The sequence below is a fragment of the Burkholderia sp. A2 genome (assembly GCF_001729305.1).
Taxonomy (GTDB): Bacteria; Pseudomonadota; Gammaproteobacteria; order Burkholderiales; family Burkholderiaceae; genus Burkholderia; species Burkholderia sola.
Genome location: NZ_LZXX01000087.1, coordinates 1 through 25,008 on the forward strand (window position 1 = coordinate 1; position 25,008 = coordinate 25,008).

28 protein-coding genes, 1 tRNA gene and 1 pseudogene are annotated in these 25,008 nt (G+C 63.0%); 19 read left to right on the forward strand and 11 right to left on the reverse strand.

The annotated features are described in order from the left end of the window. The 7 genes from A9Z05_RS10550 to A9Z05_RS10580 all read left to right on the forward strand — a co-directional run. Positions 1-381 (forward strand): AAA-associated domain-containing protein (locus A9Z05_RS10550; RefSeq protein WP_176730191.1); only part of this gene is annotated, 381 nt, incomplete at its 5' end. A 496-nt stretch (positions 382-877) separates the two neighbouring features. Then, complete coding sequence (tssI, locus tag A9Z05_RS10555) at positions 878-3,877, forward strand: type VI secretion system Vgr family protein (RefSeq protein ID WP_069618053.1); 3,000 nt, start codon at positions 878-880, stop codon at positions 3,875-3,877. A gap of 95 nt (positions 3,878-3,972) precedes the next feature. Beyond that, positions 3,973-4,659, forward strand: coding sequence for an ankyrin repeat domain-containing protein (locus tag A9Z05_RS10560; RefSeq protein WP_256121951.1), 687 nt, complete (start codon positions 3,973-3,975; stop codon positions 4,657-4,659). A 97-nt stretch (positions 4,660-4,756) separates the two neighbouring features. Then, positions 4,757-5,572, forward strand: a complete 816-nt coding sequence (locus A9Z05_RS10565; protein WP_069618055.1) for a DcrB-related protein — start codon at positions 4,757-4,759, stop codon at positions 5,570-5,572. A 12-nt stretch (positions 5,573-5,584) separates the two neighbouring features. Further along, positions 5,585-6,925 carry a PAAR domain-containing protein gene (locus A9Z05_RS34485; protein ID WP_218077807.1) on the forward strand — a complete coding sequence of 447 codons (1,341 nt, stop codon included), beginning with the start codon at positions 5,585-5,587 and terminating at the stop codon, positions 6,923-6,925. Positions 6,926-6,936: 11 nt separating this feature from the next. After that, a complete protein-coding gene (locus tag A9Z05_RS10575) occupies positions 6,937-7,407 on the forward strand; it encodes a hypothetical protein (RefSeq protein WP_069618056.1) in 471 nt (156 codons plus the stop codon). 64 nt (positions 7,408-7,471) lie between these two features. After that, the gene (locus tag A9Z05_RS10580) at positions 7,472-7,954 is read left to right on the forward strand and encodes a tetratricopeptide repeat protein (RefSeq protein ID WP_084044191.1); all 483 of its coding nucleotides are present in this window, start codon (positions 7,472-7,474) and stop codon (positions 7,952-7,954) included. A 66-nt stretch (positions 7,955-8,020) separates the two neighbouring features. Here A9Z05_RS10580 and A9Z05_RS10585 read toward each other — a convergent pair whose 3' ends face one another. Together A9Z05_RS10585 and A9Z05_RS10590 are read right to left on the reverse strand one after the other, a co-directional pair. Then, positions 8,021-8,515: a hypothetical protein gene (locus A9Z05_RS10585; RefSeq protein ID WP_069618058.1), complete on the reverse strand. Its 495-nt coding sequence runs from the start codon at positions 8,513-8,515 to the stop codon at positions 8,021-8,023. After that, positions 8,512-9,063, reverse strand: coding sequence for a hypothetical protein (locus A9Z05_RS10590; protein WP_069618059.1), 552 nt, complete (start codon positions 9,061-9,063; stop codon positions 8,512-8,514). The genes A9Z05_RS10585 and A9Z05_RS10590 overlap by 4 nt, the downstream gene beginning before the upstream one ends. Positions 9,064-9,351: 288 nt before the next feature. Between A9Z05_RS10590 and A9Z05_RS10595 the strand changes: the two genes are divergently transcribed. The 3 genes from A9Z05_RS10595 (at position 9,352) to A9Z05_RS10605 (ending at position 11,707) form a co-directional block, all read left to right on the forward strand. Further along, positions 9,352-9,561: a hypothetical protein gene (locus A9Z05_RS10595; RefSeq protein ID WP_069618060.1), complete on the forward strand. Its 210-nt coding sequence runs from the start codon at positions 9,352-9,354 to the stop codon at positions 9,559-9,561. Between the two features lie 138 nt (positions 9,562-9,699). Beyond that, the gene (gene otsA / locus A9Z05_RS10600) at positions 9,700-11,121 is read left to right on the forward strand and encodes an alpha,alpha-trehalose-phosphate synthase (UDP-forming) (RefSeq protein WP_069618061.1); all 1,422 of its coding nucleotides are present in this window, start codon (positions 9,700-9,702) and stop codon (positions 11,119-11,121) included. Beyond that, entirely contained in the window at positions 11,114-11,707 is a 594-nt protein-coding gene (locus tag A9Z05_RS10605; protein WP_069618062.1) for an AAA family ATPase, read from the forward strand. Before otsA ends, A9Z05_RS10605 begins: the two co-directional genes overlap by 8 nt. Positions 11,708-11,737: 30 nt before the next feature. Here the strand turns inward: A9Z05_RS10605 and A9Z05_RS10610 are convergent, their stop codons facing one another. Both A9Z05_RS10610 and A9Z05_RS10615 read right to left on the reverse strand, forming a co-directional pair. Then, positions 11,738-13,105 carry an MFS transporter gene (locus A9Z05_RS10610; protein ID WP_069618063.1) on the reverse strand — a complete coding sequence of 456 codons (1,368 nt, stop codon included), beginning with the start codon at positions 13,103-13,105 and terminating at the stop codon, positions 11,738-11,740. 182 nt (positions 13,106-13,287) lie between these two features. After that, entirely contained in the window at positions 13,288-13,668 is a 381-nt protein-coding gene (locus A9Z05_RS10615) for a DUF5594 family protein (protein ID WP_069618064.1), read from the reverse strand. 117 nt (positions 13,669-13,785) lie between these two features. Between A9Z05_RS10615 and A9Z05_RS10620 the strand changes: the two genes are divergently transcribed. Further along, positions 13,786-14,187, forward strand: coding sequence for a hypothetical protein (locus tag A9Z05_RS10620; protein ID WP_069618065.1), 402 nt, complete (start codon positions 13,786-13,788; stop codon positions 14,185-14,187). A gap of 139 nt (positions 14,188-14,326) precedes the next feature. Here A9Z05_RS10620 and A9Z05_RS10625 read toward each other — a convergent pair whose 3' ends face one another. Next, on the reverse strand, positions 14,327-14,632 hold the full coding sequence (locus A9Z05_RS10625) for a hypothetical protein (protein WP_069618066.1): 306 nt from the start codon (positions 14,630-14,632) through the stop codon (positions 14,327-14,329). Positions 14,633-14,775: 143 nt separating this feature from the next. On the opposite strand from A9Z05_RS10625, the gene eco reads away from it, so the two are divergent. Continuing rightward, positions 14,776-15,276: a serine protease inhibitor ecotin gene (gene eco / locus A9Z05_RS10630; RefSeq protein ID WP_069618067.1), complete on the forward strand. Its 501-nt coding sequence runs from the start codon at positions 14,776-14,778 to the stop codon at positions 15,274-15,276. Positions 15,277-15,297: 21 nt separating this feature from the next. Here eco and A9Z05_RS10635 read toward each other — a convergent pair whose 3' ends face one another. After that, complete coding sequence (locus A9Z05_RS10635) at positions 15,298-15,921, reverse strand: TetR/AcrR family transcriptional regulator (RefSeq protein ID WP_069618068.1); 624 nt, start codon at positions 15,919-15,921, stop codon at positions 15,298-15,300. Positions 15,922-16,036: 115 nt separating this feature from the next. Here A9Z05_RS10635 and A9Z05_RS10640 point away from each other — a divergent pair, with 115 nt between their 5' ends. Then, the gene (locus A9Z05_RS10640) at positions 16,037-16,777 is read left to right on the forward strand and encodes an SDR family NAD(P)-dependent oxidoreductase (RefSeq protein WP_069618069.1); all 741 of its coding nucleotides are present in this window, start codon (positions 16,037-16,039) and stop codon (positions 16,775-16,777) included. Between the two features lie 60 nt (positions 16,778-16,837). Here the strand turns inward: A9Z05_RS10640 and A9Z05_RS10645 are convergent, their stop codons facing one another. Continuing rightward, positions 16,838-17,170, reverse strand: a complete 333-nt coding sequence (locus A9Z05_RS10645) for a hypothetical protein (RefSeq protein ID WP_069618070.1) — start codon at positions 17,168-17,170, stop codon at positions 16,838-16,840. Between the two features lie 207 nt (positions 17,171-17,377). Then, positions 17,378-17,454 (reverse strand) — tRNA-Met (locus tag A9Z05_RS10650). Between the two features lie 176 nt (positions 17,455-17,630). On the opposite strand from A9Z05_RS10650, the gene A9Z05_RS10655 reads away from it, so the two are divergent. From A9Z05_RS10655 to A9Z05_RS10670, 4 genes are all read left to right on the forward strand, one after another. Further along, positions 17,631-18,212: an RNA polymerase sigma factor gene (locus tag A9Z05_RS10655; RefSeq protein WP_176730192.1), complete on the forward strand. Its 582-nt coding sequence runs from the start codon at positions 17,631-17,633 to the stop codon at positions 18,210-18,212. Positions 18,213-18,224: 12 nt separating this feature from the next. Next, positions 18,225-18,533 carry a hypothetical protein gene (locus A9Z05_RS10660; RefSeq protein WP_069618072.1) on the forward strand — a complete coding sequence of 103 codons (309 nt, stop codon included), beginning with the start codon at positions 18,225-18,227 and terminating at the stop codon, positions 18,531-18,533. 2 nt (positions 18,534-18,535) lie between these two features. Further along, a complete protein-coding gene (locus A9Z05_RS10665) occupies positions 18,536-18,832 on the forward strand; it encodes a 4Fe-4S binding protein (RefSeq protein ID WP_069618073.1) in 297 nt (98 codons plus the stop codon). A gap of 230 nt (positions 18,833-19,062) precedes the next feature. Next, positions 19,063-19,551: a hypothetical protein gene (locus A9Z05_RS10670; protein ID WP_069618074.1), complete on the forward strand. Its 489-nt coding sequence runs from the start codon at positions 19,063-19,065 to the stop codon at positions 19,549-19,551. A 446-nt stretch (positions 19,552-19,997) separates the two neighbouring features. Here the strand turns inward: A9Z05_RS10670 and A9Z05_RS10675 are convergent, their stop codons facing one another. Both A9Z05_RS10675 and A9Z05_RS36880 read right to left on the reverse strand, forming a co-directional pair. Beyond that, positions 19,998-20,234, reverse strand: coding sequence for a hypothetical protein (locus tag A9Z05_RS10675; protein ID WP_069618075.1), 237 nt, complete (start codon positions 20,232-20,234; stop codon positions 19,998-20,000). Between the two features lie 9 nt (positions 20,235-20,243). Next, positions 20,244-20,585 carry a hypothetical protein gene (locus A9Z05_RS36880; protein WP_176730193.1) on the reverse strand — a complete coding sequence of 114 codons (342 nt, stop codon included), beginning with the start codon at positions 20,583-20,585 and terminating at the stop codon, positions 20,244-20,246. Between the two features lie 1,068 nt (positions 20,586-21,653). On the opposite strand from A9Z05_RS36880, the gene A9Z05_RS10680 reads away from it, so the two are divergent. Together A9Z05_RS10680 and A9Z05_RS36090 are read left to right on the forward strand one after the other, a co-directional pair. Continuing rightward, complete coding sequence (locus A9Z05_RS10680; protein WP_069618076.1) at positions 21,654-22,679, forward strand: hypothetical protein; 1,026 nt, start codon at positions 21,654-21,656, stop codon at positions 22,677-22,679. A 147-nt stretch (positions 22,680-22,826) separates the two neighbouring features. Next, the gene (locus A9Z05_RS36090; RefSeq protein ID WP_141723402.1) at positions 22,827-23,699 is read left to right on the forward strand and encodes a hypothetical protein; all 873 of its coding nucleotides are present in this window, start codon (positions 22,827-22,829) and stop codon (positions 23,697-23,699) included. Positions 23,700-23,941: 242 nt separating this feature from the next. Here A9Z05_RS36090 and A9Z05_RS10685 read toward each other — a convergent pair. Beyond that, positions 23,942-24,391: pseudogene (locus A9Z05_RS10685) on the reverse strand (recombinase family protein); the annotation flags it as partial. Between the last annotated feature and the right edge of the window lie 617 nt (positions 24,392-25,008).

Genomic DNA, 25,008 nt, shown 5'->3' on the forward strand with positions numbered 1-25,008 from the left:
CTGCATCTGGAAGTCGACGATCTGTTCCCGATCGCGGAAGTGCTGCAGTACCTCGGCTTCGCGGACGTGCGCGAAGGCGACGTGTTCCTGACGCCGCCGGGGCGCGTGTTCGCGGAATTCGGCACGCAGGAACGCAAGCTGATGTTCGCGGATCACCTGCTGAAGCACGTGCCGCTCGCCGCGCGGATCAAGAAGGTGCTGAACGAGCGGCCGGGCCATCGCGCGCCGCGTGTGCGCTTCGAGCAGGAGTTGGAGGATTTCCTGTCGGACGGCGCGGCCGAGGAAACGCTCGACGCGGTGATCGACTGGGGCCGTTATGGCGAGATCTTCTCGTACAACGACCAGACCGAGATCTTCAGCCTCGAGGACGTCGAGTCCTGAAGCGATCGGGGCGTCCGACGCGTCCCGCTGGAGTCGCCCCGATGCCCCCAGCAGCTTGATTCGGCTGCTGCGGCCCGACCCAGGCGTTTGCAACGAGCGCCGAGTCATGGATCACCCGATTGTCGGGTCGCGCTGCTGCCGGAAGCGCTGCGGATGACGTTCGCCGCGGATGTCGCGCCCGGTTTCTCTTTTCGGCGGCCACGCTTCGTTCACTTCCGCCGCCGTCCTCTACTTCACTACGCGTTGAATGCCGACTCGGTGCGGTGCGCTTCGATCGGCGCGGCCGCAGCCGCCCGTCAGCAATAGATATTGGGGAATGATCGACCGATCGACTGCGGCTGTTTTTCGGCGCCGACTACTAAATGCTGACAAACGCTTATGAATTTCCCTATGGTTTGATATATTTGGCGCCACCCAGGCGGCTGAGAGCGCCTTGGTGGTGCGATAGCGTCCAGATCGCGGCGGGTCCGCCCGACAAAAAAGAACGAGGTTAATGATGAGTTTCGCAGCAAACGGAAACCCTGACGGAATGGGAGGGGGCGGTGCGGCCTTGGCCGGCGGCTTGAGCAACCTGGGTTCGCTTGCCGGCATGGCGGGCCAGCTGGGCGCGCTGACCGGTATGCCGGGCGCGGGGCTGCTGGGCGGTGCCGCGAGCGCGGTGCAACTGGCGCAAACCGGCTTGTCGCTGATGGGCAAGGCCCCCGAATCGATCGCCGAGGCCATCAACGGCCTGACGGGCGCGCTTCCGCGCCTGACCCAGGACAATCGCTTCATCACGATCGAAACGCCGCTCGGCCCGGACGTGCTGCTGGTCAGCGCGGCGGTCATCGACGAGCACGTCAATCAGCTGACTGAAACCCATCTCGACCTGCTTTCCCATCGCAACAATATCGAACCGCAGGAAATCGTCGGGCAGCGAGTCAATATCACGCTCGAGCCGCAGAGCCGCAATTTCAGTCTGACGCGCGTCGTGACGTCGGCGGCGGATACCGAGACGAAACGATATTTCGACGGTTACGTTGCGTCGTTCGGCCGCGTTGGAAAATCGGGTTCGGTGACCCGCTACGAAATGTCGGTCGTTCCGTGGTTCTGGTTTCTCACGCGCTCGACCGATTGCCGGATTTTCCAGAACCAGACGCCGCAGGACATCCTGAGCGACATTTTCCGCGAGATGGGTTTTTCGGATTTCGAGTTCACGATGCAGGGTGAACGTCCGAAACTCGAATACATCGTCATGTACGACGAGTCGTACTACAGTTTCTGCTCGCGCCTGATGGAGCAGGAAGGGCTGATCTGGACGATCCGCTACGAACAGGACAAGCACGTCCTCGTGATCGGCGACACCAACGCGGTGTTCCAGCCGATTCCGAACCTGAAGACCATTCCGTACGAAGCCAGCAGCGCCGCCAGCGAGCAGAACGGCATCGATCGATGGGACGAGGCGTTCAGTTTCCGCGTCGGCAAGATCACGTACCGGGACTTCAACTACAACCAGCCGTCGTCGCAACTGATGCATGTCGAGGTGCCGACCGTCAATCTGAAGCACCCGAACATCCAGACGACCGAGCGTTATCAATTCCATTCGCTGTATGACCACGGCGACGACGGGCAGCGTTACGCGTGCTACGCGATGGAAGCGGAAGAAGCGCTCGCGCATCGTTTCAACGGCGCCGGTCACGCGCACGGGATGACGACGAGCGGGCGCTTCACGCTGGTCAATCACGGCACGTCCGCCTACAACAACAAGGACTTCGTGATCCTTCGCGTGCGTCACCAGGTGGCGAACGACTATACCCAGCAGACCTCGAAACTGCCGTACCACAACACGTTTACGTGCCTGCCGATCGACATCCCGTTCAGGCCCGAGCGGCGTACGCCCAAGCCGCACATGCAGGGTACGCAGTCGGCGATCGTGGTCGGGCCGAAGGGCGAGGAAATTCACACCGACGGCAGCCGGGTCAAGCTGCATTTCCTGTGGGACCGACGCGGCAAGCTCGACGGTTCCGATTCGATGTGGGTGCGTGTATCGCAACCATGGGCGGGCAAGGGCTGGGGCGGCTCGGCGATCCCGCGGATCGGCCAGGAGGTGCTCGTCTCGTTCAATCAGGGCGATCCGGACAACCCCATCGTCGTCGGCCGTGTGTTCAACGGCGATTCGGGCAACCCGTATCACGGCAGCGGCGGCCAGACGATGGGGATGCGCAGCCAGACGCACAAGGGCGAGGGCTTCAACGAGCTTCGGTTCTCGGACGTGAACGGCGCGCAGGAAGTCTTTCTGCATGCGCAGAAGGACATGAAGACGATCGTCAAGGACAGCGAATCGCACACGGTGGAATCCGGCGCCCGGAACGTGTCGGTGCTGAAAGGCGACGAGAGCAAGCATGTCGCGGAAGGCAGCCTGTCGGAAAAGATCGCGAAGGCGCGCTTCACGACGGCCAACACCGTCGGCGTGCAGGCGCTCGCCGGCGATGCCGGACCGGGCAAGCAGAGCTATCAGGCGACGGACGAGATCGAGCATCGGGTCGGCGCCAGCATCGTGACGCTCAAGCCGGACAGCATCAAGCTGTCCCATGGCGCATCGAGCATCCTGATCAATCAGAGCGGCATCTTCCTCGATGGCCCGGTGATTCACCTGAACCAGGGGCTGTTCGTGACGCCCGAGCAGGCGATGGCGATCGAGTGGGCCAATCAGCAGGCGATCATCGCGGCGGGTCTCGCCTCGGCCGATCCGAAGGTGCAGGCCGCGGCACGCAAGCTTCAGGCGACGGTCAAGGCGCAGCAACTGGCCAAGCTTGCGGAGGCCGTGTACACGCCGGGCACGGCGCCGCCGGGATGGAAGAACGTGTCGAACGATCCGGAAGCGTTGAAGAAATTCGGCATGCGACCGCAGGACCTGCAGATTCCCGGCAGCAATTTCGGCGCACAGGTCTATGCGCCCGATCCGGCGGTGTTCGGCGACAGCATGAAGCCGACGCTGGCCTTCAAGGGTACGCAGCCGACGGTCAAGGAGGACTGGTCGAACAACCTCAGCCAGGGGCTCGGCGACAATTCGCCGTACTACGATCGCGCCGTGACCCTCGGCAAGAAGGTCTACGGTTCGGGAAATGCGGGCGGCCTCGACCTCACCGGCCATTCGCTCGGCGGCGGGTTGGCGTCGGCGGCATCGCAGGCGAGCGGCGCCGGCGCGACGACTTTCAACGCGGCGGGCCTCAATCCTGAAACGCTGCCGCTGTACGGGGCCACGCCGCGATCGTCGTCGATCACGAACTATCGCGTCGACGGCGACATCCTGACGGGCGCGCAGGAGGGTGGGTTGGGCCCGATCAGCGATGTGACGTCGCAACTGATGCCCAAGGCGGTCGGTGAGCAGATCACCATTCCGGGCACCAGCGTGACGACGGTCCAGCGGCACATGATGGGCCAGGTGACGAGCGGGCTGAATACGACCGTCGCCGAGCAGCAATCGTCGCTGCTGAGTCAACTTCAGGGACATTGATGAAATACAACAAGGTCATCGCCGCGGGCGCGGTTGTCGCGGTAATCGGGTTGTCGTCGCCGTTCTGGTGGCCGACTCATGCACAGGAAACGAAAATGGCAGACTTCAAACGTTACCCGCCCGAAGATTTTTTCACGGGACAGCAACTCGAGCTGGCGCGTGCCATTCGCGACGGGAATCTGGAGCAGGTCAAGGCGCTTGCGACACATACGGATCTCGCTGCGCTCGGCAACAAGAAGGCCAGCCTGTTGTCGTTCGCGGTGCAGGAAGCCGTGCCGGTGAAGACGGATGCGACCAACGTGCGCCTTCAGATCATCAGCGAACTGGTCCGGGACGGCGCCAAGCCTGAACAGCCGTTCGGCGAGAATGGCGCGAACGTCGCGTATCTGGCTGCGCGGGCCGACACGCCGAACCTGCTGCGGGCGTTGCTGGCCGGCGGCATGAACCCGGATCTCAAGTACGACGGCGATACGCCGCTGCTCTTCGCCACCTGCAAGGACACGCTGTTGCCGCAAATGCGCGTGCTGGTCGAGCACAAGGCGAACGTCAACCTGCGGGATTCGATGAAGGAAACCGCGCTCTACGAAGCGACGCGCCTGCGGCAGTGGGACGTCGTCGATTATCTGCTCGAGCATGGCGCCGATCCGTCGGTGAAGAACGACAACGGTCTCGCGTACGCGAAAGTCCTCGGCGACGAACTGCAACAGACGCCGAAAGGCTCGCCGCAACTGGGTCGCATCGAGGCCATTCACAAGCGTCTGGTCACGGCCGGCGTACGGTAACGCTGCCGCCTGACGGATGCGTCGGCGGCGCCTGTGTCGCCGGCGAACAGTTTCAATCCGGCGCCTGCTCGAATGAGCAGGCCGAACCGAGAAGAGCATGTCCGAATATCAGATGAACGATGCCGTCATTCAGTTGCCGGCGCACTTCAAAGACAAGACGATCCACCTGTTCACGGTCGACGAAGCAGGAAGCAGCGGATTTACCTTCGTGGTGTCGCGCGCGCCGATGGAGCCGGACGATACGGTCGATACGTTCGTGACGCGATTGGTCTCGGAGATGCGCAAGTCGCTGCCGCGTTTCGAGTTGAAGCATCTGGAAAACCGGGAGATCGATGGCGAAACGGCGCGCGAAATCGATTACCAGTGGGTGTCGGAAGGCTCGCCGCTGCATCAGCGCCAGACGGTCGTGATGTCGCCGAAGGCGGGGCGCGAGCGCATGGCGATCAGCTTCATCGGTACCTGTCCGAAGTCGTTCACGGAGGACAAGAGCAAGGAATACAAGAGCCTGCTCGCGAGTGTCGTGTTGGCGCGGCCCGAGCGGGCGGCCTTCGCGCCGAGGGCGCTCGACCAGGACGAGGCCGGCATCGTGTTCGTGCTGCACGAGCCGAGCGCGACGCTGTACGCGCTCACCGGCATGGCCGAACTGTACCGGCACGACGTCACGGAAATGTTCGACGACACCGCGTTCTTCGGCCCGGGCGGCGAGCCGCTGGCGCTTCAGCCTGCGCCGCACGGGAAGCCGGCGTGGCGAGCCGTGGATGGCCGTCAATTCGCGCTATGGACGACGGACTCGCGCGAGCACGCGTCGCTGGCCGACCGGCTGGGTGATGTGGCAGCGGTGAAGGGCATGGTCGGCATGCAGAACGTCGAGGCCGTGCGGGCTTATCTGACCGCGGTGGCGAACGCAGGCTGACGGGGAGCGCGCGTGGATACATTGCTTGCTGCTGCGCGATTCGGCGATCCGATCGCGCATACGGCGTCGAAGGGATGGATGATCGCCGGGATGATTGCCGGCGCGGTGATCGGCGCCGTGGCGGTGGTCGCAACCGGCGGTGCGGCGTTGACGGTGATTGCCGCGGTCGCCGCGGGTGCCGCCGCGGGCGGCGGGCTGGGCGAGGTGCTGGGCACGATGTCGTGGGCGCCGCGGCACGTCACCGGAAGCCTGATAAAGGGCTCACCCAACGTCTTCATCAACAGTCGCCCAGCGATACGGGCCATTTTGAGTCTCGGGCTGTGCAGCGACCACGCGGGTCCGCCGCAGGTGGTCGCGCAGGGTTCGTCGACGGTGTTCATCAACAGCCAGCCGGCGAGCCGCAAGGAAGACCGGATGATGTGCGGCGCGTTGATCAACGACGGATCGCCGAACGTGTTCATCGGTGGCCCGGGGGTCGGGGAGTTCAATCCCGAGATCCCGGCGTGGGTGAACTGGACGATGGCCGCGGTGGGCATTGCTGGCGCGGCCGTTCTTGCGGGGCCGGCGCTGGCATTTCTCGGCGCGGCCGGCGGTTTTCTTGGCGGCGAAGTTGGCGGGTGGCTGGGCGGAAAGATTTTCGGCGAGGGCTCGGACGGGCAGAAGTGGTCGATGCTTGGAGGAAGCTTGCTGGGCGGGTTCGGGGCGGCGAAGGGCGCCGGGATCGTCAGCGGGGCGAGGGGAGCGGGCTCCGCGGCTGGCGAACTGTCGGCGCTGGAAGCGGCCGAAGGTGCTGCAGGGGCGACGGAGCAACCGACGATTTCGCTGTTCGGTGTGCGTGGTGGTGGGCGGACGCCGGACGCGGAAGGCGTTCTGCACGAGTATCAGTACACCGGCCACGTCGGGTATTCATTCGACGGTGGCAAGACGATTTGGGGTTTTGGACCGGCAGTCGGGGATGCGACCGCGGCGGATGTATTCGCGAATCTGAAGTCATCCGGCAGTTATCCGGGGCAACTGACCCAGGACCAGGCAGCATTCTCGCTGATCGCCGAAAATCCACTGCCCGCCCGTGGCGGGGGCGGCGTGTTACAGACCGTGTATGAGCAGAAGATACCTGTCACGCAGGAGCAGTACGAATCAATTCTGGCGGCACACGAGGAACTGGTGGCGCGCGGGCCCATGGACGACATTCGATATCAATGGCCGCCCAAGTCTGGCGGCGCATGGCCGGAAAACAACTATAACTGTGCGACGTTCCCCGGCCGCTTGGGTATCCCGATTCCGGAAACGACCGGAAAATTGCAGTACTACATGCCCGAACTCGAGAAAGTCGGGACACCGTGGAAGCCATGACATCAGATTCTATGAGTGAGAAAAAGGGTCTCTATACCGTAGCAGCGGAATCGTACGATCTGGTGCTCGTGTCCGTCATCGATTCTCCGAGTCCGCATGTTTTTCGGGCGAAGGTCGAGTGCGTCTATTCCAGCGGAAAGGGCATCACGCCGGATAATCGCGGGGCGGAAATCGTGTTCAACGGCGGTCCGCCGACTTGGGGTAACGTGGCACTTCAAGCCGGTGAGCGGGCCCTCCTGTTCGTGAGAGCGCAGGCCGGTGCGTTGAACGAGTATCCGTCGCGCGGGCACATGGTCCTGGAGGACATGGACGGTGAATTGGGCGCTAGATTGCATGTCCCGGAGCTGTGGCTGCGTGAGGATGTGCCGGAGGCCGTGAAGGCTGCGGCGAGTCAGCATCCAACATGGCGGAATGCGTCGATCGTCAAGTTCAGTGTGCTGGAGAGCTATCTGAAAGGCTTGATCGCGAGGGCCGGGCGCTGAGCCGGGGTGGTTTCCGGACAGCGAAGCGGATAATGCATGTCCGAAGTTTTTGGAGCTGAATTGAATGACCGATAAGAACCCCGATTTTTCACCGATGCGCATGCGGGCACGCGGATTCGTGGCGCAGGGCCGCATCGAGGATGCGCTTGGACTGTACGGCGACATCCTGAAAGTGGCGCCGGAAGACGCGGCGACGTATGCCGATCGCGGCACGACCTTCGCGATGATCAAGAAGACGGATCTCGCGCTGAACGATCTGAACCGGGCCATCGAGCTGGGCTACACGGACCCGTCGGCGTATTGCACGCTCGCGACGATTTACCTCGAAGGCGGCGCTTACCAGAAATCGCTCGATTACTTTGACAAGGCGCTGAAGCTCAATCCCGACCAGCCTTTCGTCTATTTCAATCGCGCCCGGGCATACGAGACGCTGGGCGATATCAACGCGTCGATCGCCGATCTCGAGCGGTGCCTGACTTACAACCCGGACGATGCGCTGTCCGCGAAAATCAAGGAAAGGGTGGCGCAGCTTCGCGCGCGTCTGTAACCACGACAGCTCGCGAGTACGCTGAACGACGCGGGCGCCGAGCACGGTGTACGGCGCATCGCGCGATTACTGCAAATTCCCCCACCGATCAACAGCCGGTTCCGCCGACGCCCACTTCCAGTGCGTGCCTTGCTGGCACGCATTCGCGAAATACCAGTCGGCCTTGTCGCCGTCCTTCACCGAAAACGCGAATTCCTTGCACAGCGCGAGCGCCGACGAATACGCGCGCGTGACGCGCACTTCGCCTTCGCCGTTTTCAAGCGGCAGCGTGTTCTTCACCTTCCACGGCTTCACTTCGCCGACGGCGAGACTGCCGGCCGTCTTCGCGATCGCGTCCTGCTGATTCTGATGGAGCTGCTTCATCGTGCGGTTGACGGCCTCGTCGGTTGCCGCCTGCACGGCAATCCCGACGCCGACGCCGACCGCCGGATTCGCGGTGACGAGGCCCGTCGCCGCGCCGGCCAGCGCACCGCTCGCGGCGCCGACCGATCCGCAGCCCGACAGCGCGAGCGTCGCCGCGCACAGCGCGCCGATCGCTGCGATACGGAACGCGACGCTCATTGCAGCGCGCCCCAGCGTTCGGTCGCCGGTTCGGCCGACGCCCATTTCCACACGGGCCCGTCGCGGCAGATGGTGGCGACGTAGAACGCCGATTGCGCGGCCTTGTCGGCCTTCGCCGGCGTATCGACCGCGAACACGATTTCCTTGCAGTCGAGCGGACCGACGCTGATCATCCGGCTGACCGTCACGCGGCCCTGCTCGTCGTCCTCGATCGGGAATGAATGGTGCGTCGACCACGGCGCGACGCCGCCGACGTCGAGCGGGCCGGCCGCCTTCGCGATCTGCTCCTGCGTGTAGCGGTGCGCGACGCGTTGCGAGTACTGGACGCCGGCCCGCGCGCCGGCAACGGCGCCGAGGCCGATGCCCGTCGCGACGGCGGCATTGTTGGTGACCTTGGCGGCGATCGCGGCGCCCGCGATACCGGCGCCGGCCGTCGCCCCTTCGCTGTACAGCGAATTGCAGCCGGACAGCAGTGCGGCCGTGGCGATCACGGCCAGCGCGACGCGCGCCGGCGTGGCCCGGCGCGGCGATTCGAAACGAATGTTCATCCCTGAGTGCAAGTCCTGTCTGGGTGAGCGGCGACGCATGCACGTCCTGATGCCGCGTCATTGTTTCGCAATTGTCATAGGAAAACTGCAAAGCTTTGACAAATCGCCGGGCGGCGGGCCGCGTGCGCGCGGGCGGCGTTATTGTCGGATAGATGATCGGAGAGGGGTCGAAACGTTACAAATTGAAGGTAATTGTTACCTTCGGATGCGATCAAGCGACCTAGACTGTTTTGCTATGGAATGTTTCTACGACGGCCTCGAGCCGCGCCGCATATGAGACACCCAGCCATGCGCCGTTCGAAACGGTTGTCACATCGGCCGCCCATCGCGGCGGCCGACCATCCGGAAGTACCGCCGCGTCCGCGGACCGACGCGCCTTCGGCACCGCCTGCGGGCACGCCGGACGAGACGCCGTCGGACGGCGATCACAACCAGGGCGGGGCGCGCCCGGAAGGGCTCGACTATCAGCGCGACCTCGGCCAGGAGCAGGACGCCTGATGCGGTCGTCGCCGCATTCCATCGCCGTATTTCATTGCAATTCTCGGAACTGAGTCGCCGCGCGGCCGCCTTCGGGCCGCCGCGCCTGCTTTGGCGTGCGTCGCGCGCCAGCCAATCGAATCGAGGAGGGGAAGTCGCATGAGCAGATTGATCGTGGTATCGAATCGTGTCGCCGCCGGCGAGGACACGCGCCCGAGCGCGGGCGGCCTGGCCGTCGGCGTGATGGACGCGCTGAAGGAAACCGGCGGCGTCTGGTTCGGCTGGAACGGCGAGATCGTCGGTGCGCCGGATGCCGAGCCCGCGATCCAGCGGGACGGCAATGTGACGTATGCGACGGTCGGGCTGACCCGGCGCGACTACGACCAGTACTACCGCGGCTTCTCGAACGCGACGCTATGGCCGGTGTTTCATTACCGCGGCGATCTCGCGCGCTTCGACCGCCAGGAGTACGCCGGTTATCTGCGCGTGAACGCGATGCTCGCGAAGCAGCTCGCCGCGCTGCTGCGACCCGACGACCTGATCTGGGTGCACGACTACCACCTGCTGCCGTTCGCGCACTGCCTGCGCGAGCTCGGCGTGAAGAACCCGATCGGCTTCTTCCTGCACATCCCGTTTCCGTCGCCCGACATGCTGCGCCTCGTGCCGCCGCACGAGGAACTCGTGAAGTTCATGTGCGCGTACGACGTGGCGGGCTTCCAGACCGAGGCCGACAAGCAGGCATTCACCGATTACATCGAGCGGCGCGGCATCGGCACGGCGAGCGACGACGGGATGCTGCATGCGCACGGCCGCGTCGTGAAGGTCGCCGCCTATCCGATCGGCGTGCATCCGGACGCGATCGCGCAGGCGGCCGTCCAGTACGGCACGCGCAAGCCGGTGAAGATGCTGCGCGAGGCGCTGGGCGACCGCAAGCTGGTGATGAGCGTCGACCGCCTCGATTACTCGAAGGGGCTCGTCGAGCGCTTCCAGTCGTTCGAACGGATGCTCGCGAATGCGCCGGGCTGGCAGGGGCGCGTGTCGCTCCTGCAGATCGCGCCGCCGACGCGTTCCGACGTGCAGACCTACCAGCACATCCGCGAAACGCTCGAAGGCGAGGCCGGCCGCATCAACGGCCGCTTCTCGCAGCTCGATTGGACGCCGATCCAGTACCTGAACCGCAAGTACGAGCGCAACCTGCTGATGGCGTTCTTCCGGATGTCGCAGGTCGGCTACGTGACGCCGTTGCGCGACGGGATGAATCTCGTCGCGAAGGAATACGTCGCGTCGCAGGATCCGGCCGATCCGGGCGTGCTCGTGCTGTCGGAGTTCGCGGGCGCGGCGGCCGAGTTGACCGGCGCGCTGCTCGTCAATCCGTACGACCTGTCGCAGATGGCCGAGGCGCTCGAGCGCGCGCTGTCGATGCCGCTCGCGGAGCGGCAGGCGCGTCACGAGGAGAACCTCGCGCGGTTGCGCGAGAACGACCTGTCGGTCTGGCGCGATACGTTCGTCGCCGACTTGCGCAGTGTCGCCGCGGCGGCGTCGGTCACGCAGCGCGCGGGCCGGCGGGTCGCGCATGCGTGAGTGCGTGCCGGGCGCCGGCAGCGACGACGAAACGGCGGGCGATACGGCCGGCCGCTTCTTCGTCGTGACGGGCGGCCCAGGTTCGGGCAAGAGCACGTTGCTCGATGCGCTGGAGCGCGCCGGGTTCGCACGCTCGCAGGAGGCTGGGCGCGGCGTGATCCGCGACCAGATGGCCGTCGACGGCCCGGCGCTGCCGTGGCGCGACCCGGCGGCGTTCGCCGAGCTGATGCTGGGCTGGGAGATGCGGTCCTACCATCTCGCCCGGCAGGCGCGCGGGCCGGTGTTCTTCGACCGCGGCGTGCCGGACGTGATCGGCTATCTGAAGCTGACCGGGTTGGCGGTACCCGCGCACGCGGAAGCCGCGGCGCGGCGTTTCCGCTATCACCGGCGCGTGTTCATCGCGCCGCCTTGGCCCGACATCTATGTGCAGGACACCGAGCGCCGGCAGGATTTCGCGGAAGCGGTGCGGACCCATGACGCGATGGTCGAGTGCTATACGTCGTACGGCTATCGGCTGATCGAGTTACCGCGCGTGAGCGTGAAGGCGCGTGTGCGCTTCGTGATGGACACGCTCGACGCCGCATGATGGCCGCCGCGTGTACGGCGGACGACGGTGTCAGGCCGTCGCGTCCGGCCGCGGCGACGCGATGCGCAGCAGGCTGACGACCGCGGCCACCGCCGCGAACGCCGCGGCGACATACAGCGCGAGCGTCGGCCCGCGGTCGGGCGCGAGCCCGAAAATCAGCGCGACCAGCGCGGCGCCGAGCGTCTGGCCGGTCAGGCGCGCAGTGCTCAGCATGCCGCCGGCGCCGCCGCTGCGCTCGCGCGGCGCCGACGACAGCATCGCGCGGTTGTTCGGCGACTGGAACAGCCCGAAGCCCGCGCCGCACAGCGCCATCCGCCACACGATATCGACCGTGCCCGGGTGCGCGCCGATCGTCGCGAGCGACAGCAGTCCGGCCGCAAACAGCGCAAGCCCGATCCCGCCGAGGATGCCGGCCGAATAGCGGTCCGACAGCACGCCCGCGAGTGGCGCGGCGAACACGATCACGAGCGGCCACGGCGTCATGTAGAGCCCCGTCTCGACCTGCGAGAAGCCGAGCGAATGCTGTAGCCAGAACGGCAGCGCGACGAACGCGAGCATCTGCGACGTGAACGACGCCGTCGACGTGTAGACCGACAGCGCGAACATCGGGATGCGCATCAGGTCGACCGGCAGCAGCGGCGCGGGCTGCGACAACTGACGCTTCACGAAGAAGTAGCCGATCACGAATGCGACGGCCAGTTCGGCCGCGACGTACGCATGACTTTCGCCGTGACCGAGCCCGTCGACGGCCGTGATCAAGAGGCCGAACACGCACGCGTTCATCAGCGCGCTCGCGAAGTCGTACGGCGCGTCGTGCAGCGGGTTGGCCGGCAGCGCGCGCACGCTGCCGAGCACGGCCGCGATGCCGATCGGCACGTTGACCGCGAACAGCCACGGCCAAGACGCGAACGACAGGATCGCGGACGCGACCGTCGGCCCGATCGCCGACGACAGCGCGACCACCATCGCGTTGATCGACAGCCCGCGCCCGAGCATCGACGACGGGTAGATCATCCGCACGAGTGCCGCGTTGACGCTCATGATGCCGGCCGCGCCGAACCCCTGGATCACGCGCATCACCGCCAGCATCGGCAACGAGCCGGCGAGCGCGCAGCCGAGCGAAGCGGCGGTGAACAACGCGAGGCCGGCGATGTAGATGCGGCGATAGCCGACGCGTTCGCCGAGCGACGCGAGCGGCAGCAGCGTGATCGTGACCGCGAGCTGGTACGCGTTGACGATCCAGATCGACGCGGCGTCGGACGCGTGCAGGTCGCGCGCGATGGTCGGCAATGCGACGTTCGCGATGGCGCCGTCGAGCACGGCGAGCGTGATGCCCAGGGCGACGCAGACGATCGCCCAGTAGCGTTGCGGAAGCGGCAGGCCGGTATCGGCGTTCATGACGGGAGCGAGAGCGTGGTTGTTCGCGCGCCCGCTTGCCGGTTGCGTGCGCAACCATGTGCAGGGGCGGCGGCGATGAACGGCCCGGCCAGCGCGGCTGCGCCGGAACGGGGCCGGTCGAGTGTATCACCGGGCCGCATCGCGCGACGCCAAGCCGCGCGATGGCCGGCTGGCGCGCGCATTCAGCCTTCGAAGTCGAGGCCGCCGAGCCGCACGAGCGGGTCGGCCTGCGTGCGCGACGCGAGATCGATGTCGCGTGCGCTCTCCCATGCGCCGAGCTTTTTCGGCAACGCGGCGAGGTAGTGCTCGAAGCGCTGCGGGCCGTCCGGTTCCATCAGCCGCTCGATTTCGTCGGTGTCCCAGGTCAGTTCGAGATTCAGCGGATGCGCGAAGCCGCTCACGTGCTCGTGTGGCGCGCTGCGGATCTGCACGCGCGTCGGATGCCCGTGCCCGCCATAGGGGACGACGTCGGTCTGAACGTGATCGGCGAAGAATGCGGCGATCGCCTGCGCGATGCGCGGCGCGAATTCGGTATCGAAGCGGCGGGCAGTGTCGGGCTGCATGAAGGCGTCTCCTGTCTGCCGAAAATCGTAGCACGGCGACGACGCGTTTCGGCGCGAGCGATACCGGTAATCGCGCGTTACCACTTGCTGCATCTATTACGGCCGCCTCCCGCCACAATGCATCGCATCCAGTACCACTTCGCGTGGGAGTCCATCATGAAAAAGATTGCCGCAGTGTGTGTCCTTGCCGGTTCGCTCGCGGTCGCGGGCCCGGCGTCCGCGCATGGCCGCGACGGCGGCGCCGTCATCGGCGCATTGATCGGCGGCGCGGTGCTGGGCGCGATCGTGACGTCCGCGATGAATCCGCCTGTCGCGTATCAGGCGCCCGTGTACCAGGCACCGGCCTATCAACCGCCGACGTACTACCAGGCGCCCGCGTACCAGCAGCCTGCCTACCCGACCTATCAGCAGGCGCAGTACCAGGACGACGGCCCGAACTATTGCTACGACCGCTATCAGCGCGCGTACGTGTGCGGTGCGCCGGTGCAGGGCGGTTACGCGCGGCCCGCCGGCTGGTAAGCGGCGGTGCCCGCGCGCGAGCACGTGCGGCGCCGATGCGCGGGCCTTTGCCTTTTTGTGCGGCCGGTTCGTCGGCCGGAGTGATGCGCCGCCGGCCTTCGGCGGGCCGTGCGCGGATACAAACGGTTGCAATTGCGCGTCAGTGGCGATGACCGCCGCCGCCACCGCCGCCGTTCCAGTCGCCGCGGTGTCCGCCGCCGCGTCCCCAGCCGTTCCCGCGGTTGCCGCGATCGCCGTCCCAGCGATGGTAGTCGCGCCGGCCGCGATCCCAGTCGCGTCCGCCGCCACCGCCCCAGATGTTGACCGTGCCGTACACGGGAGACGGGGCGTACGCATAGCCGGGATCGGAATAGTAAGGCTGCCCGTAGCCGTATCCGGCGTCCGGGGCAACGACGCAGCCGGCCAGCAGGGTGGCGACGCCGGCGGCAGCAATGAGCTTCAGCATGATGTTCTCCGTTGGTTCCGCTATAAGTACCGCGCCCCGCGATTGCCGGCTGTTTGCAATTGTGTCGCCAAATTACAGCCTCGTAAGGTCCTGTGACGAAAGTGTTAGCATCCGGGGCTCATTTGTTTTTCAGGAGCACATCGATGAAATTCGCGATCCGGGCCGCGCTGGCCGCCTTCTGCATGACAACGGCCGCCGCATGCGCGGCCGCGCCGGCCTCCGCGCCCGCCGTGTCGGCCGAGTCGATCAAGATGTTTCCGCAGGCAGCGACCGGCCAGCAGCGCGTCGTGATCGCGCTGCCGGCGCTCGAGAACGAGGGTCATGCGCGCGTCGAGCTGATGATCGGCAAGACGCTGCAGACCGACTGCAACCAGCAGTGGTTCGGCGGTGAGCTGACTGCCGAGGATGTGAAGGGCTGGGGCTATACGTACTACCGGCTCACCGACGTGAAGGGGCCGGCATCGACGCTGATGGCGTGCCCGGGCCAGGCGCCGCAGCAACGGTTCGTGCAGGTGCGCAGTGACGGTCAATTGCTGCGCTACAACAGCCGCCTGCCGCTCGTCGTGTATGTACCCGACGGCTTCGACGTGCGCTATCGCGTGTGGCATGCGTCGAAGGACGTGCAGCAAGCCGTGAAGCAGTAATCTCTCCGCGGCGTCGTGCCGCTACCCACGGGCCGCGCTGCTCGTGCCGACGAGCGCCGGCCATGCGGCCAGCGCGGCTTGCGCGACGGCCTCCAGATCGCGGCGGCTCGCGCCGTCGCGCGCCTGGATCGACATGCCCTGCTGAACCGTCACGTAGTAGCGTGCGATTGCGTCGACGTTCGCGTGCGCCGATATTTCACCGTTCGCGACGCCTTGCGCGAGGCGTTCTCTCAGCGCGTCGACCGTACCCTCGCGCATCGCGATCAGCGTTTGCCGGACCATATCGGAACGCTCGGCCGGATGCAGCGCCGACAGCACGATCAGGCAGCCGGCCGGCTTCGAGCGCCGCGTGAACACGCGTGCGGTATCCATCAGGTAGCTCTGCACGGCGTCGCGCGCGCTGGCTGCCCGTTCGACACCGCCCCAGATTTCTCGCCCCTCGGTTGCGCGGTAATGCTCGAGCGCTTGCCGGAACAACGCTTCCTTGCTGCCGAAGGCCGCATACAGGCTCGGCGATGCGATGCCCATCGCGGCCGTCAGGTCCGTCATCGACGCGCCTTCGTAGCCGAGACGCCAGAACACCTCCATCGCGCGATCCAACGCCGCTTCCTTGTCGAAGCTTCTCGGTCGGCCTCGTTCAGCCATTGCGTCCGTCCCTTCGTCGATATCTGTATCGATCGATAAAATAAATCAATTGACTGTGAGGCGCAACTTCCCACATTATGTGTCGGTCGTTACATAAATGAGGAAAGGAATCGACATGAATCGACTTCAGGGCAAACGTGCACTCATCACGGGCGGCAGCCGCGGCATCGGCGCGGCGATCGCGAAACGGCTGGCGGCCGATGGCGCGGACGTCGCGATCACGTATGAAAAATCGGCCGAGCGGGCGCAGGCCGTCGTCGCCGGCATCGAGGCGCTGGGCCGTCGCGCCATTGCGATCCAGGCCGATAGCGCCGATCCCGTCGCCGTGCGCAACGCGGTTGATCGCGCTGCGGAGACGTTCGGCGGCCTCGACATTCTCGTCAACAACGCGGGGATTTTCCGGGCCGGCGCGCTGGACGACCTCACGCTCGACGATATCGACGCGACGCTGAACGTGAACGTGCGCGCGGTGATCGTCGCGTCGCAGGCGGCGGCGCGGCATCTCGGGGAAGGCGGGCGCATCGTGTCGACCGGCAGCTGCCTCGCGACGCGCGTGCCCGATGCGGGGATGAGCCTCTATGCGGCGAGCAAAGCCGCGTTGATCGGCTGGACGCAGGGGCTCGCGCGCGATCTCGGCTCGCGCGGCATCACGGTCAACATCGTGCATCCGGGTTCCACCGATACCGATATGAACCCCGCCGATGGCGAGCATGCCGATGCGCAACGTTCGCGGATGGCGATTCAGCAGTACGGCAAGGCCGATGACGTGGCCGCGCTCGTGGCATTCGTCGTCGGGCCGGAAGGGCGGTCGATCAACGGCACCGGATTGACGATCGACGGCGGCGCGAACGCGTAAAGACCGATGCCCGGCGTGAGTGGGCCGGGTAACGGTGCGTTCATCGCTCGTCGTGGTTCGTTACTGGCAGCCGAGGCGCAGGTACTCGGTTTCCAGATCGGCCCGTTTGTCGTAGGCGTGCAGTTCGTTGCGCGGCTTGCCGTCCGGGCCCATCCCGCGCACGACTCGGTGGCCGCGATCGGGCGAGTGCGTGAGCGCATCGATGCCGGCGGCCAGTTCCCGGCACCGCGCGTCGGCGGAGGTGCTTTCCGCGCGTGGGGCTGCCGAAGCGGTGACGTTGGCGATGCCCGGGCTGACGTAGCGTTGCTTGGCAGGGGCCGTGCCGGTGTCGGCGGCATTGGTCGTGGCTGTCATCGCTGAAAGCGCGGCGAGCGCCGCGATCGTTCGAATCATTCGAGAAGTCCGTATGCTGAACCGAAGAAGGTTCGAATTCTACGCAGTGTTCGCTGCATGTCGGCGGAGAACGGACGAGGTGCGATCGCGTGTCGCACGTCGCGGTGAACGGGCGATTACCCATCTTCGTGTGCTGCGCCGCATGCGCGGCAACATCCTGCGGACAGCAAAAAGCCCGCTTGCTTTCGCAAAGCGGGCTTCGGCATTTGGTTGCGGGGGTAGGATTTGAACCTACGACCTTCGGGTTATGAGCCCGACGAGCTGCCAGACTGCTCCACCCCGCGGCGCGAAGTGTACTTCGGGTTGATGCCGGGAGTCAATCGATTCGTGTGGCGGCAGCCCCGATGCCATATCGGGCCTGTTCCTTGAAACGCCTGCAACGCAGTGAAGCGGACGCGTACCGCCGCAAAATTTTCACATCCCCCCACAATATTCGCGCGCCTGATACGTCTTCAGACGCATGGAACCGCCACCCACTTCGCAAACGATGACCGACCCAGACCGCGACATCACTGCGACAGTGATGCGTGAACGAACGAGGCTAGGGAACTTCATTCGGCGCCGGATCCGCGACCCGGACGATGCCGAGGACGTTCTGCAGGATGTGCTTCACGAATTCGTGCAGGCTTATCGGCTGCCCGCGCCAATCGAACAGGCGAGCGCGTGGCTGTTCCGTACGGCGCGCAACCGCATCATCGATCGTTTTCGCAAGAAGAAGGAGCAGCCGCTGGCCGATCTGCTCGATGCCGACGACGACGCGGACAGCGAGTATCGCCTCGACCTCGCGCTACCGTCGCACGATGCCGGCCCTGAAGCGCTCTACGCTCGCACGCTGTTGCTCAAGGCGTTGCAGGATGCGCTCGACGAATTGCCGGCGAATCAGCGTGAGGTTTTTATCGCGCACGAGTTGGAAGGGGCGTCCTTCAAGGAGATGGCCGCGCAAAGCGGCGTCGCGCTCAATACGCTGCTCGCGCGCAAACGCTATGCGGTCCTGCATCTGCGTGCGCGACTGCAGCCCATTTATGACGAACTGGATATCTAGAGGAGTCGACGGATGAATTTTCGAATCAGATGTGCGGGCAAAGCGCTGCTCGTGGTGGTTGCCATCGGCGTGCTCGGATGGGTCGTCATGATGCTTTGGAATTGGGTGATGCCGGGCTTATTCGTCGGCGCCCGGACGATTGATTTCGCCCATGCGCTGGGCTTGCTCGTGTTGAGCCGGATTCTGTTCGGCGGATTCCGCGGACACCGTGGCTGGCACGGCCGGCGCCACTGGCGCAAGTGGGAAGCCATGACGCCCGAAGAGCGCGAGCAATTCCGGGCCGCATGGCGATCGGGTGGCAAGCGGCCTACCGAGGAGTGAACATGCGCGAGAAATCAACGGCCGACTGCAAGCAGAAGGCGGGCGTGATCGCGCCGGTCGTCGATCTGAAACGTTGCGAAGGGAAGGGGGATTGCGTGACCGTTTGCCCTGAAGACGTGTTCGAGATCCGACGCATCGATCAGGTCGATTACCTCGATCTTGGTTTGATGCGTCGGTTGAAACTGCGCGTGCATGGAATGAAGGTCGCGTACACGCCGAATGCGGACGCGTGCAGATCATGCGGGTTTTGCGTGACGGCGTGTCCTGAGCGCGCAATCACGCTTGCGCGACGGGCATAGCGTCGTCTGTGCTTGCCGATGATGGAACGGCAGCTCGTCGAGCCTGACGGCGGATTGGCGGTCGCTGGGTACGCCGTCCAGGTGATCAACCTCATCAGGGAACGCATTTGACTTCATCACCATGCAGTTTCGATTGCATCGGACAATGGCTGGCTTGGGCCCGAGCATCTTGCGATGCCATCGATCCGATATTCTCTCGGGTATCAAGACCGGACAAAGAGGCCTAAGCGATGGACGCCAGAAATGATCTTGCAGGGGACGCGCAGGCGAGAGAACTTGCACTCCGGCGTGCCGCGCGTTCGTCGCTCGAGCAATGGTGGGAGCGCTTGGCCCAGTTGTCCTCTGCATGGGATCTTGAGACGGTCAAGCATCTCGTCGTGTTGAATGCGGCGGGCCTCGCAGGCGCAGCAACTTTATTAGCTGGCACGAGGCTGCAGCAGCCGAAGTGGATCGGCGCTGCTATATTGCTCGGATACGGGCTCGGTGTTGCTTTGGCAATTCTCAACATGTACCTCGTTAGGTTGAGCCTTGACAGGAGGCTCAACGAAGTCAAATCGCGGATGACGGAGGTGTACGACCTCTCCAAGAAGATTGACCGCGCGTTCGACCCTCTCACCGCCGGAAGGAAAGTTAATATCGCCGGTCAAGCCTGTGGTTGGATAAGCGCAATGCTTGCTGTTGCGAGTACGCTTGCGATCGGCATCAGTCTCGTCAACTGACAGGCGTAACAGTCGACGAGCGGCCCAATGCCGCGCGGAGCGTTATTCAAGAAGCGGGCGCAGATCGACATGTCATCATGTCGCGTAGCTCATCAACAAGCTTGCGGACGATCGCTTCTGCGCCTGCCGCGCCGACCAATTCGGTAACTTGGTCGACGACTTAACGTATTACCGCGGCTGCTGGCACGTAATCTAAGCCCTTATTGATGCTGTCCTGGAGAGACCGAATCACTCGTCGCATATCATCGGTCTGCACCAATTTGCCGGTAAGCGCTCGATAAGCACCGTAGCGTAGGTTGTTGACGAAGGGGATTGCCGTTGTCATCCCTTGAGATGGGCTCGAACGTTATGCTCAGAATTTTTTTATATCAGGCTGCCCTGCGGCGATTAGATTCGGCACTGTCGGTATGTCGGTGATAGGCTCGCCAAATAGAGCTCGATAAGAATCAGTCTCGATTCGCCTCGATAATCTGGTCCAGCGCATTGGCATCGTCGGTAGGCTCTTCCGTACCCCGAAAAATGCAAACCTCCGTATGCCCGTCTCGGAACACATCTATTTCGACTCGCATCCCAACCACGGTAACCGAGACCAAGACGGTATCGGGTCGATTTCGGCTCAGGGTGTAGTGAATTTTCGAGGAATCGAGCCTGTCGAGCAGATCAAACAGTGTATTGGTGGTCATATCGGGTACCTATTTCTTGAATCGATTGTCGTTGAGCAGCTTGAGCGCCTTACGCGCCTCTTTGATACCGTCGCTCGCGTCGCCTTGAATCTCGTTGAGCGTCGAATTCAAATACTGCCCCGGAAACTCACGGAGCACTGAGCCTTTGCATTCGGCTTTGATGATGTCGCAGGCCATCATATCGCCTCGGTCGATTCCTGCAACTTGAACCGCGTCGCCCAAGGTGTCCGCTGAATAATCGAACGGAGACGCGTCACTGAGGGAGGCGGAGTCAGTGAAATTCGCACCTCCTGCGAATTTAGCGGTACCGCCAGCGCCGCCGATTCCGACAACGCTTTGCAGATAGCTCATCAGTTCGCCGGCCGATACGTCGCTAGGCGTGGCCCAAGAAGGTAGCGGCTTATCTATAGGTAGTCCAGCCGACGCCGGCACGCTGGCGAGCCTACTAGCCTTGGGGAAAGGCGGGGTTGAGGGCGAGCCTCCAGCCGCCCCGCCACGGGCGGTTGGACGATCGATTGATACGGACACTCTCCCGTCCTCTATGGCGGACCGGAGCGCGGCTACGGGATCGCCGGAGAGTGACCCGGCTAGTCCCAAGTCTCGGAGATAGCCAACGGCCCCTGTCAGTAGTCCGGAGTATTTCGGCCAATGGAGCATCAATTCTGAGACGGCTGCCCGCTGTTCCGCGGATCGACTTACTTCACCGTTGTTAGACAACGTGGCTCGCTTCCCAGACCCTATATCGATAGTCACTGACGCCATGCGACTTGCTCTCCGATTCCGATCGATATACATCATACGATACCGGCAGGGCTTGCCCTTTGGGCTTCGTGGATCAGGAGGGAAGTGGAAGCAATTCGCTGCTACGCCAAATTTACGCCAACTCGGCGAAGAGATTTGTCGCGTAGGGCTGGGATGGGGTATCGCTGGTCCCCGACAGGATTCATATCTCTAGGGCGGAGGCGGTTTGCTGGCGTAGTAATTCAATAGATACCAACAAAAATACCAACAGGCATCCGCATGTACCCTCGATTGGCGGGAGCGGATGTGAAAAGTAACCGCGGCCGCGCCGCTCGAAGCAAAAATCTTTGGAGATTTGGAGACAAGCACTCTTTTCGGCTTGGCAGCCTTGTCTGGCAAGGCTGCGGCTATCTCCAAGTGTATCTCCAAAACACTCATTTTCTTGGAGACAATGTTGGAGACAGGTGGCGGGTCCGACGGTGTTCATTCAGTCTCTTGACGAACTGCTCCGCCGTCTGGAACACGCCGCGCATAGAATCGCCCCGCGCCGCCGCCTACTGCGTGCTGCTGAATTTGCAGCTATCGCTTGCTGCCATCTTGAGCACGACCGGGCGCTATAGAATGGAAGCGATGCAAAGCCCTAGCTGTGCGTCAAGAACAACCGATACGGGGAATGCCATGACCGACCTTTGGGACACACCTGCGGCCCGCGAATGGGTAGACGACGCGATTCCGCGCCACTCGAACGGGATATTCGGCAAGGTCTTGCCGGCGGTGATCTGGTCTGACGTGCGCGGTGACGACGGCGAGCTTGTGGTGCCCGTCGATCCGCTGATTCTTGTGGCTCGGATTAACAGTACTCCGCACGCGTTGCTTCATAACCACGATCCCGGTCGGCCAAAAGGGCAGATTCTCGAAAGCGCAAACTTCGAAACCGAGGACGGACGGAAGTTCGTCGTGGCTGTGTTGGGATACTACGCGGGCGGCGATGTACTAGACTTTCGCGGGCTGGGCCTTGATACAGCGGATGTTGCTCCACCGCCGGCTCGGCTTCCGGTATTACCGGATAGCGCGTGGATCGACTTTGCAACGGACCCGAGGGAGGTTGATGAAGAGTGGTTGAGGCGTGCAACAAGCGACGCACCACTACGCGTCACACGCGCTCAGCTTTCGCACAATGCTGCAGATTCAATACATGAGTTGATTCGGATCGGTGTTCCCTACGTGGTACTTGTCTGGAACCCTTTCGTAACCGCCATTGCTTCTGAGGCCGGCAAGGACACGTATGCGGCGCTTCGCGCATGGCTTCGAAAGTTGTTAGATAGACTTGCGGAACGTCGTAATCCGATACTCTCGATCCAATCGCACCAAGACGACTGTGACGTGTCGTTTCTGCTCCGGGGTAAGGACGTAATCCAACATTACGCCGCGCATGATGCGTTGTCTGATGCGGCCGCCCAAGCTGCGCGCTTGATTGTGAAACTGAAAGCTCGCGGTACGGCAGCTCGACAGCTCGTGTATGAATTCGATAAAGAAGCGAGCAAGTGGTATCCCTCGTACGCGGTTCTGAGCGACGATAGGATCATCACTGACAACGTTGAACTCATCGCTATCGAGAACCTTCCCACGAATTTGAGTCTTGGCATGAGTCGGGGACAGTCGGCGATTCCGGTAATCCCGGCAGCGGTCGATGATGGTGGCTAAAGTATCGTTCTTTGCGGATTTCTTGGGGCGGGCAGACTGTCGGCGTTCGGCTACGAACGGCTATTCGACAAGCTCGCTTAAGCTGTCGACAATCAAGGCTCCAAGTATTGTCTTTTGCGCCATTTCTCTGCCGTTGCTGCAATGTAAGTGATTGATGCGTCCGCTAAGGTTTTTGATGATGCTTTATGCATTTTAGATGATTTAAGAAATGGAAAGATAAAAATGAATGAACAGCATATTCAGCCACATAAAATAACGAAACCAATGCAGCTGCTTGCTGCGTGGTTGATTGGGCTTATTCTGATCAATGCAACGTTTCTTGGGGCTGCGGCAAATTTCGGGAAGGATGCTTGGGAGAGTGGTGTGCTTGTAATCGCGTCGATCGTTAATGTGCCAATATTTCTTTTTGCGCTTTTTGTCTTGCAAACAAAATTCCGGGCTGAGCTGCAGGAGGACTCATTTTATTCGGATTACCTGAGTAAAAAGACTGCGTCGATTTTTAGAATTGGAAAGAGTTCGCATTCTGATGGAAAGCTTGAGGAAATCGAGGCGCAGGTGATTCGCTTGTCGGCTGCAGCGCAGCCGCAAGGAGGGCATGCTGAAAGTGAGGGTGATCTAGATTGGGCGATGTGGCGTGTCGGGTTGAATGCGCTACATCCGAAGTTTAAAGAAATACGAGAGGCACTGCGTGCCTCTTCGATACCCCTTGCGGAGTTGTTTGGAGGGGGAGGGGAATGTCCGGAAAAATGGATTGTTGCACTTAGTCACGTGCTTCCGGCGGCACATAAAGCTAAGATATTGAAAGTCGTTCTTCCATTTGGGTTCGAAGGGGTTAATTTTTGGAACCCAGAGCGCGATGCTGGTGAAACTGAGGATATATATATTGGAAGCTATGGGATTACAGAATACGCTACGGTGACGCCAAAATTGACGGAGCTTATCGAGGCGCCAGTGGAGGATGTGGATTTTAAGTATTATTATAATAATCATAGGGTCCTTGTGCGTGATGACGGGAATTGAGCGGTTGGTTAGGAGGGGCGAGTTTTCCCTCCGCTTTGTATAGCACTCCGCGTGTGGGAGTTTCTTTCGATTAGAACGGCTGCTTGCGGCGAGGTCGAGCGACTTGTTCGGGGCGGACAGCGACATCCATGGAAATCCGCGAAGAACCTAAAGTATTGGGCGTCCGGCGTCCGGCGTCCGGCGTCCGGCGTGCCTTGCGGAGCAGCTTCCGTCGCGCAAAGTGACTTTGGTTGGCGTGGCATTTATTGCGCAGCGCGTACGCGCATGATCGTTTGACGGCTTGTGCTGTATCGCTTTGCAAGGCTTGCCACGCTTGCGCCTTCGTTCAATTGTTGGCGAACCTCGTCCTGCTGCGGCTTGGACAGCGCAGATGGCCGACCCATGGATTTTCCTTCAGCCCTGGCACGCGCGATACCGGCTTGCGTTCGTTCGATCAACAAATCACGTTCAAATTCGGCCACGGCGTTCAGTACCTGCATCGTCATTCGACCTGGGGCACTGGTCAGGTCGATGCCGCCAAGCGCAAGACAATGAGTCCGAATGCCGCGATTCGCCAACATCTCAACGGTCGCGCGGACGTCCATTGCGTTACGGCCGAGGCGGTCGAGCTTTGTGACGATCAATACGTCGCCTTCTTCCATCTTCAGGAGCAATTCAGCAAACCCCGGCCGATGGTCTGCGCTAACGCTACCGAAGCCTTACCCTACAAGGCTTCGCGGCCGACTCAGGCGTTTATCTCCAAATCTCCAACTCGTTTTGCAGTGAGCGGACAGACGTCGACCGAATGTAGCGACCATGAAGCTAGGCGGGGCGTGGCTCTCCGGGATTCGAGGGGCGTCGACAGCGTGTTTTCGAGGGGAGGGCCGCGATGCGCCCCGATCGGGCATTGTTGCGCTGGCCGCAAGTGTCAGGCCGGCCGGAAAGCGGGGGACCCTGCATCTAGGGCAAACACGCGGGGGTTCACACCCGCGTGTTTTCTCTACTGACGGCAAACATAGGGGGGGCACATAATAAGGGGCCAAATCAATCGGCCGCCATATGGCAGGCCCTGTCCGTTTTGCTGGTGGGAGGTGCGCGGCAAGGGGGGGCATAACCATGGGGTGAAGGCCGCTATCTAACGCCGCCTGCTCGCCAGTCCGACAATGCGAGTTCTCGCTGGTATTCGCAGATGTTGACCGAAAGCGACGCAACAGAGATCCATTTCGGGCGTGCGAGGGTGCGATGCAACGGCCTGGAGTCGGGCGAATCCGACCATTCAGGTGCATCGAACTTCGGCCGGGGCTGAGCCGGTAGAATCCGCTGTAGACTT

Excerpts from the sequence above, each read along its gene's own strand:
- A9Z05_RS10655 (WP_176730192.1), top strand. The coding sequence starts at position 17,631 with ATGGAACCGCCACCCACTTCGCAAACGATGACCGACCCAGACCGCGAC.
- A9Z05_RS10625 (WP_069618066.1), bottom strand. The coding sequence starts at position 14,632 with ATGCTGAAGCTCATTGCTGCCGCCGGCGTCGCCACCCTGCTGGCCGGC.
- A9Z05_RS10645 (WP_069618070.1), bottom strand. The coding sequence starts at position 17,170 with ATGATTCGAACGATCGCGGCGCTCGCCGCGCTTTCAGCGATGACAGCC.
- tssI (WP_069618053.1), top strand. The coding sequence starts at position 878 with ATGAGTTTCGCAGCAAACGGAAACCCTGACGGAATGGGAGGGGGCGGT.
- A9Z05_RS10595 (WP_069618060.1), top strand. The coding sequence starts at position 9,352 with ATGCGCCGTTCGAAACGGTTGTCACATCGGCCGCCCATCGCGGCGGCC.
- A9Z05_RS10585 (WP_069618058.1), bottom strand. The coding sequence starts at position 8,515 with ATGAGCGTCGCGTTCCGTATCGCAGCGATCGGCGCGCTGTGCGCGGCG.
- A9Z05_RS10635 (WP_069618068.1), bottom strand. The coding sequence starts at position 15,921 with ATGGCTGAACGAGGCCGACCGAGAAGCTTCGACAAGGAAGCGGCGTTG.
- A9Z05_RS10620 (WP_069618065.1), top strand. The coding sequence starts at position 13,786 with ATGCATCGCATCCAGTACCACTTCGCGTGGGAGTCCATCATGAAAAAG.
- A9Z05_RS10610 (WP_069618063.1), bottom strand. The coding sequence starts at position 13,105 with ATGAACGCCGATACCGGCCTGCCGCTTCCGCAACGCTACTGGGCGATC.
- A9Z05_RS10680 (WP_069618076.1), top strand. The coding sequence starts at position 21,654 with ATGACCGACCTTTGGGACACACCTGCGGCCCGCGAATGGGTAGACGAC.
- A9Z05_RS10675 (WP_069618075.1), bottom strand. The coding sequence starts at position 20,234 with ATGACCACCAATACACTGTTTGATCTGCTCGACAGGCTCGATTCCTCG.
- A9Z05_RS36880 (WP_176730193.1), bottom strand. The coding sequence starts at position 20,585 with ATGAGCTATCTGCAAAGCGTTGTCGGAATCGGCGGCGCTGGCGGTACC.
- A9Z05_RS10640 (WP_069618069.1), top strand. The coding sequence starts at position 16,037 with ATGAATCGACTTCAGGGCAAACGTGCACTCATCACGGGCGGCAGCCGC.
- A9Z05_RS10580 (WP_084044191.1), top strand. The coding sequence starts at position 7,472 with ATGACCGATAAGAACCCCGATTTTTCACCGATGCGCATGCGGGCACGC.
- A9Z05_RS10590 (WP_069618059.1), bottom strand. The coding sequence starts at position 9,063 with ATGAACATTCGTTTCGAATCGCCGCGCCGGGCCACGCCGGCGCGCGTC.
- A9Z05_RS10665 (WP_069618073.1), top strand. The coding sequence starts at position 18,536 with ATGCGCGAGAAATCAACGGCCGACTGCAAGCAGAAGGCGGGCGTGATC.
- A9Z05_RS10660 (WP_069618072.1), top strand. The coding sequence starts at position 18,225 with ATGAATTTTCGAATCAGATGTGCGGGCAAAGCGCTGCTCGTGGTGGTT.
- A9Z05_RS10560 (WP_256121951.1), top strand. The coding sequence starts at position 3,973 with ATGGCAGACTTCAAACGTTACCCGCCCGAAGATTTTTTCACGGGACAG.
- A9Z05_RS10670 (WP_069618074.1), top strand. The coding sequence starts at position 19,063 with ATGGACGCCAGAAATGATCTTGCAGGGGACGCGCAGGCGAGAGAACTT.
- A9Z05_RS10605 (WP_069618062.1), top strand. The coding sequence starts at position 11,114 with ATGCGTGAGTGCGTGCCGGGCGCCGGCAGCGACGACGAAACGGCGGGC.
- A9Z05_RS10565 (WP_069618055.1), top strand. The coding sequence starts at position 4,757 with ATGTCCGAATATCAGATGAACGATGCCGTCATTCAGTTGCCGGCGCAC.
- eco (WP_069618067.1), top strand. The coding sequence starts at position 14,776 with ATGAAATTCGCGATCCGGGCCGCGCTGGCCGCCTTCTGCATGACAACG.
- A9Z05_RS10615 (WP_069618064.1), bottom strand. The coding sequence starts at position 13,668 with ATGCAGCCCGACACTGCCCGCCGCTTCGATACCGAATTCGCGCCGCGC.
- A9Z05_RS10575 (WP_069618056.1), top strand. The coding sequence starts at position 6,937 with ATGAGTGAGAAAAAGGGTCTCTATACCGTAGCAGCGGAATCGTACGAT.
- otsA (WP_069618061.1), top strand. The coding sequence starts at position 9,700 with ATGAGCAGATTGATCGTGGTATCGAATCGTGTCGCCGCCGGCGAGGAC.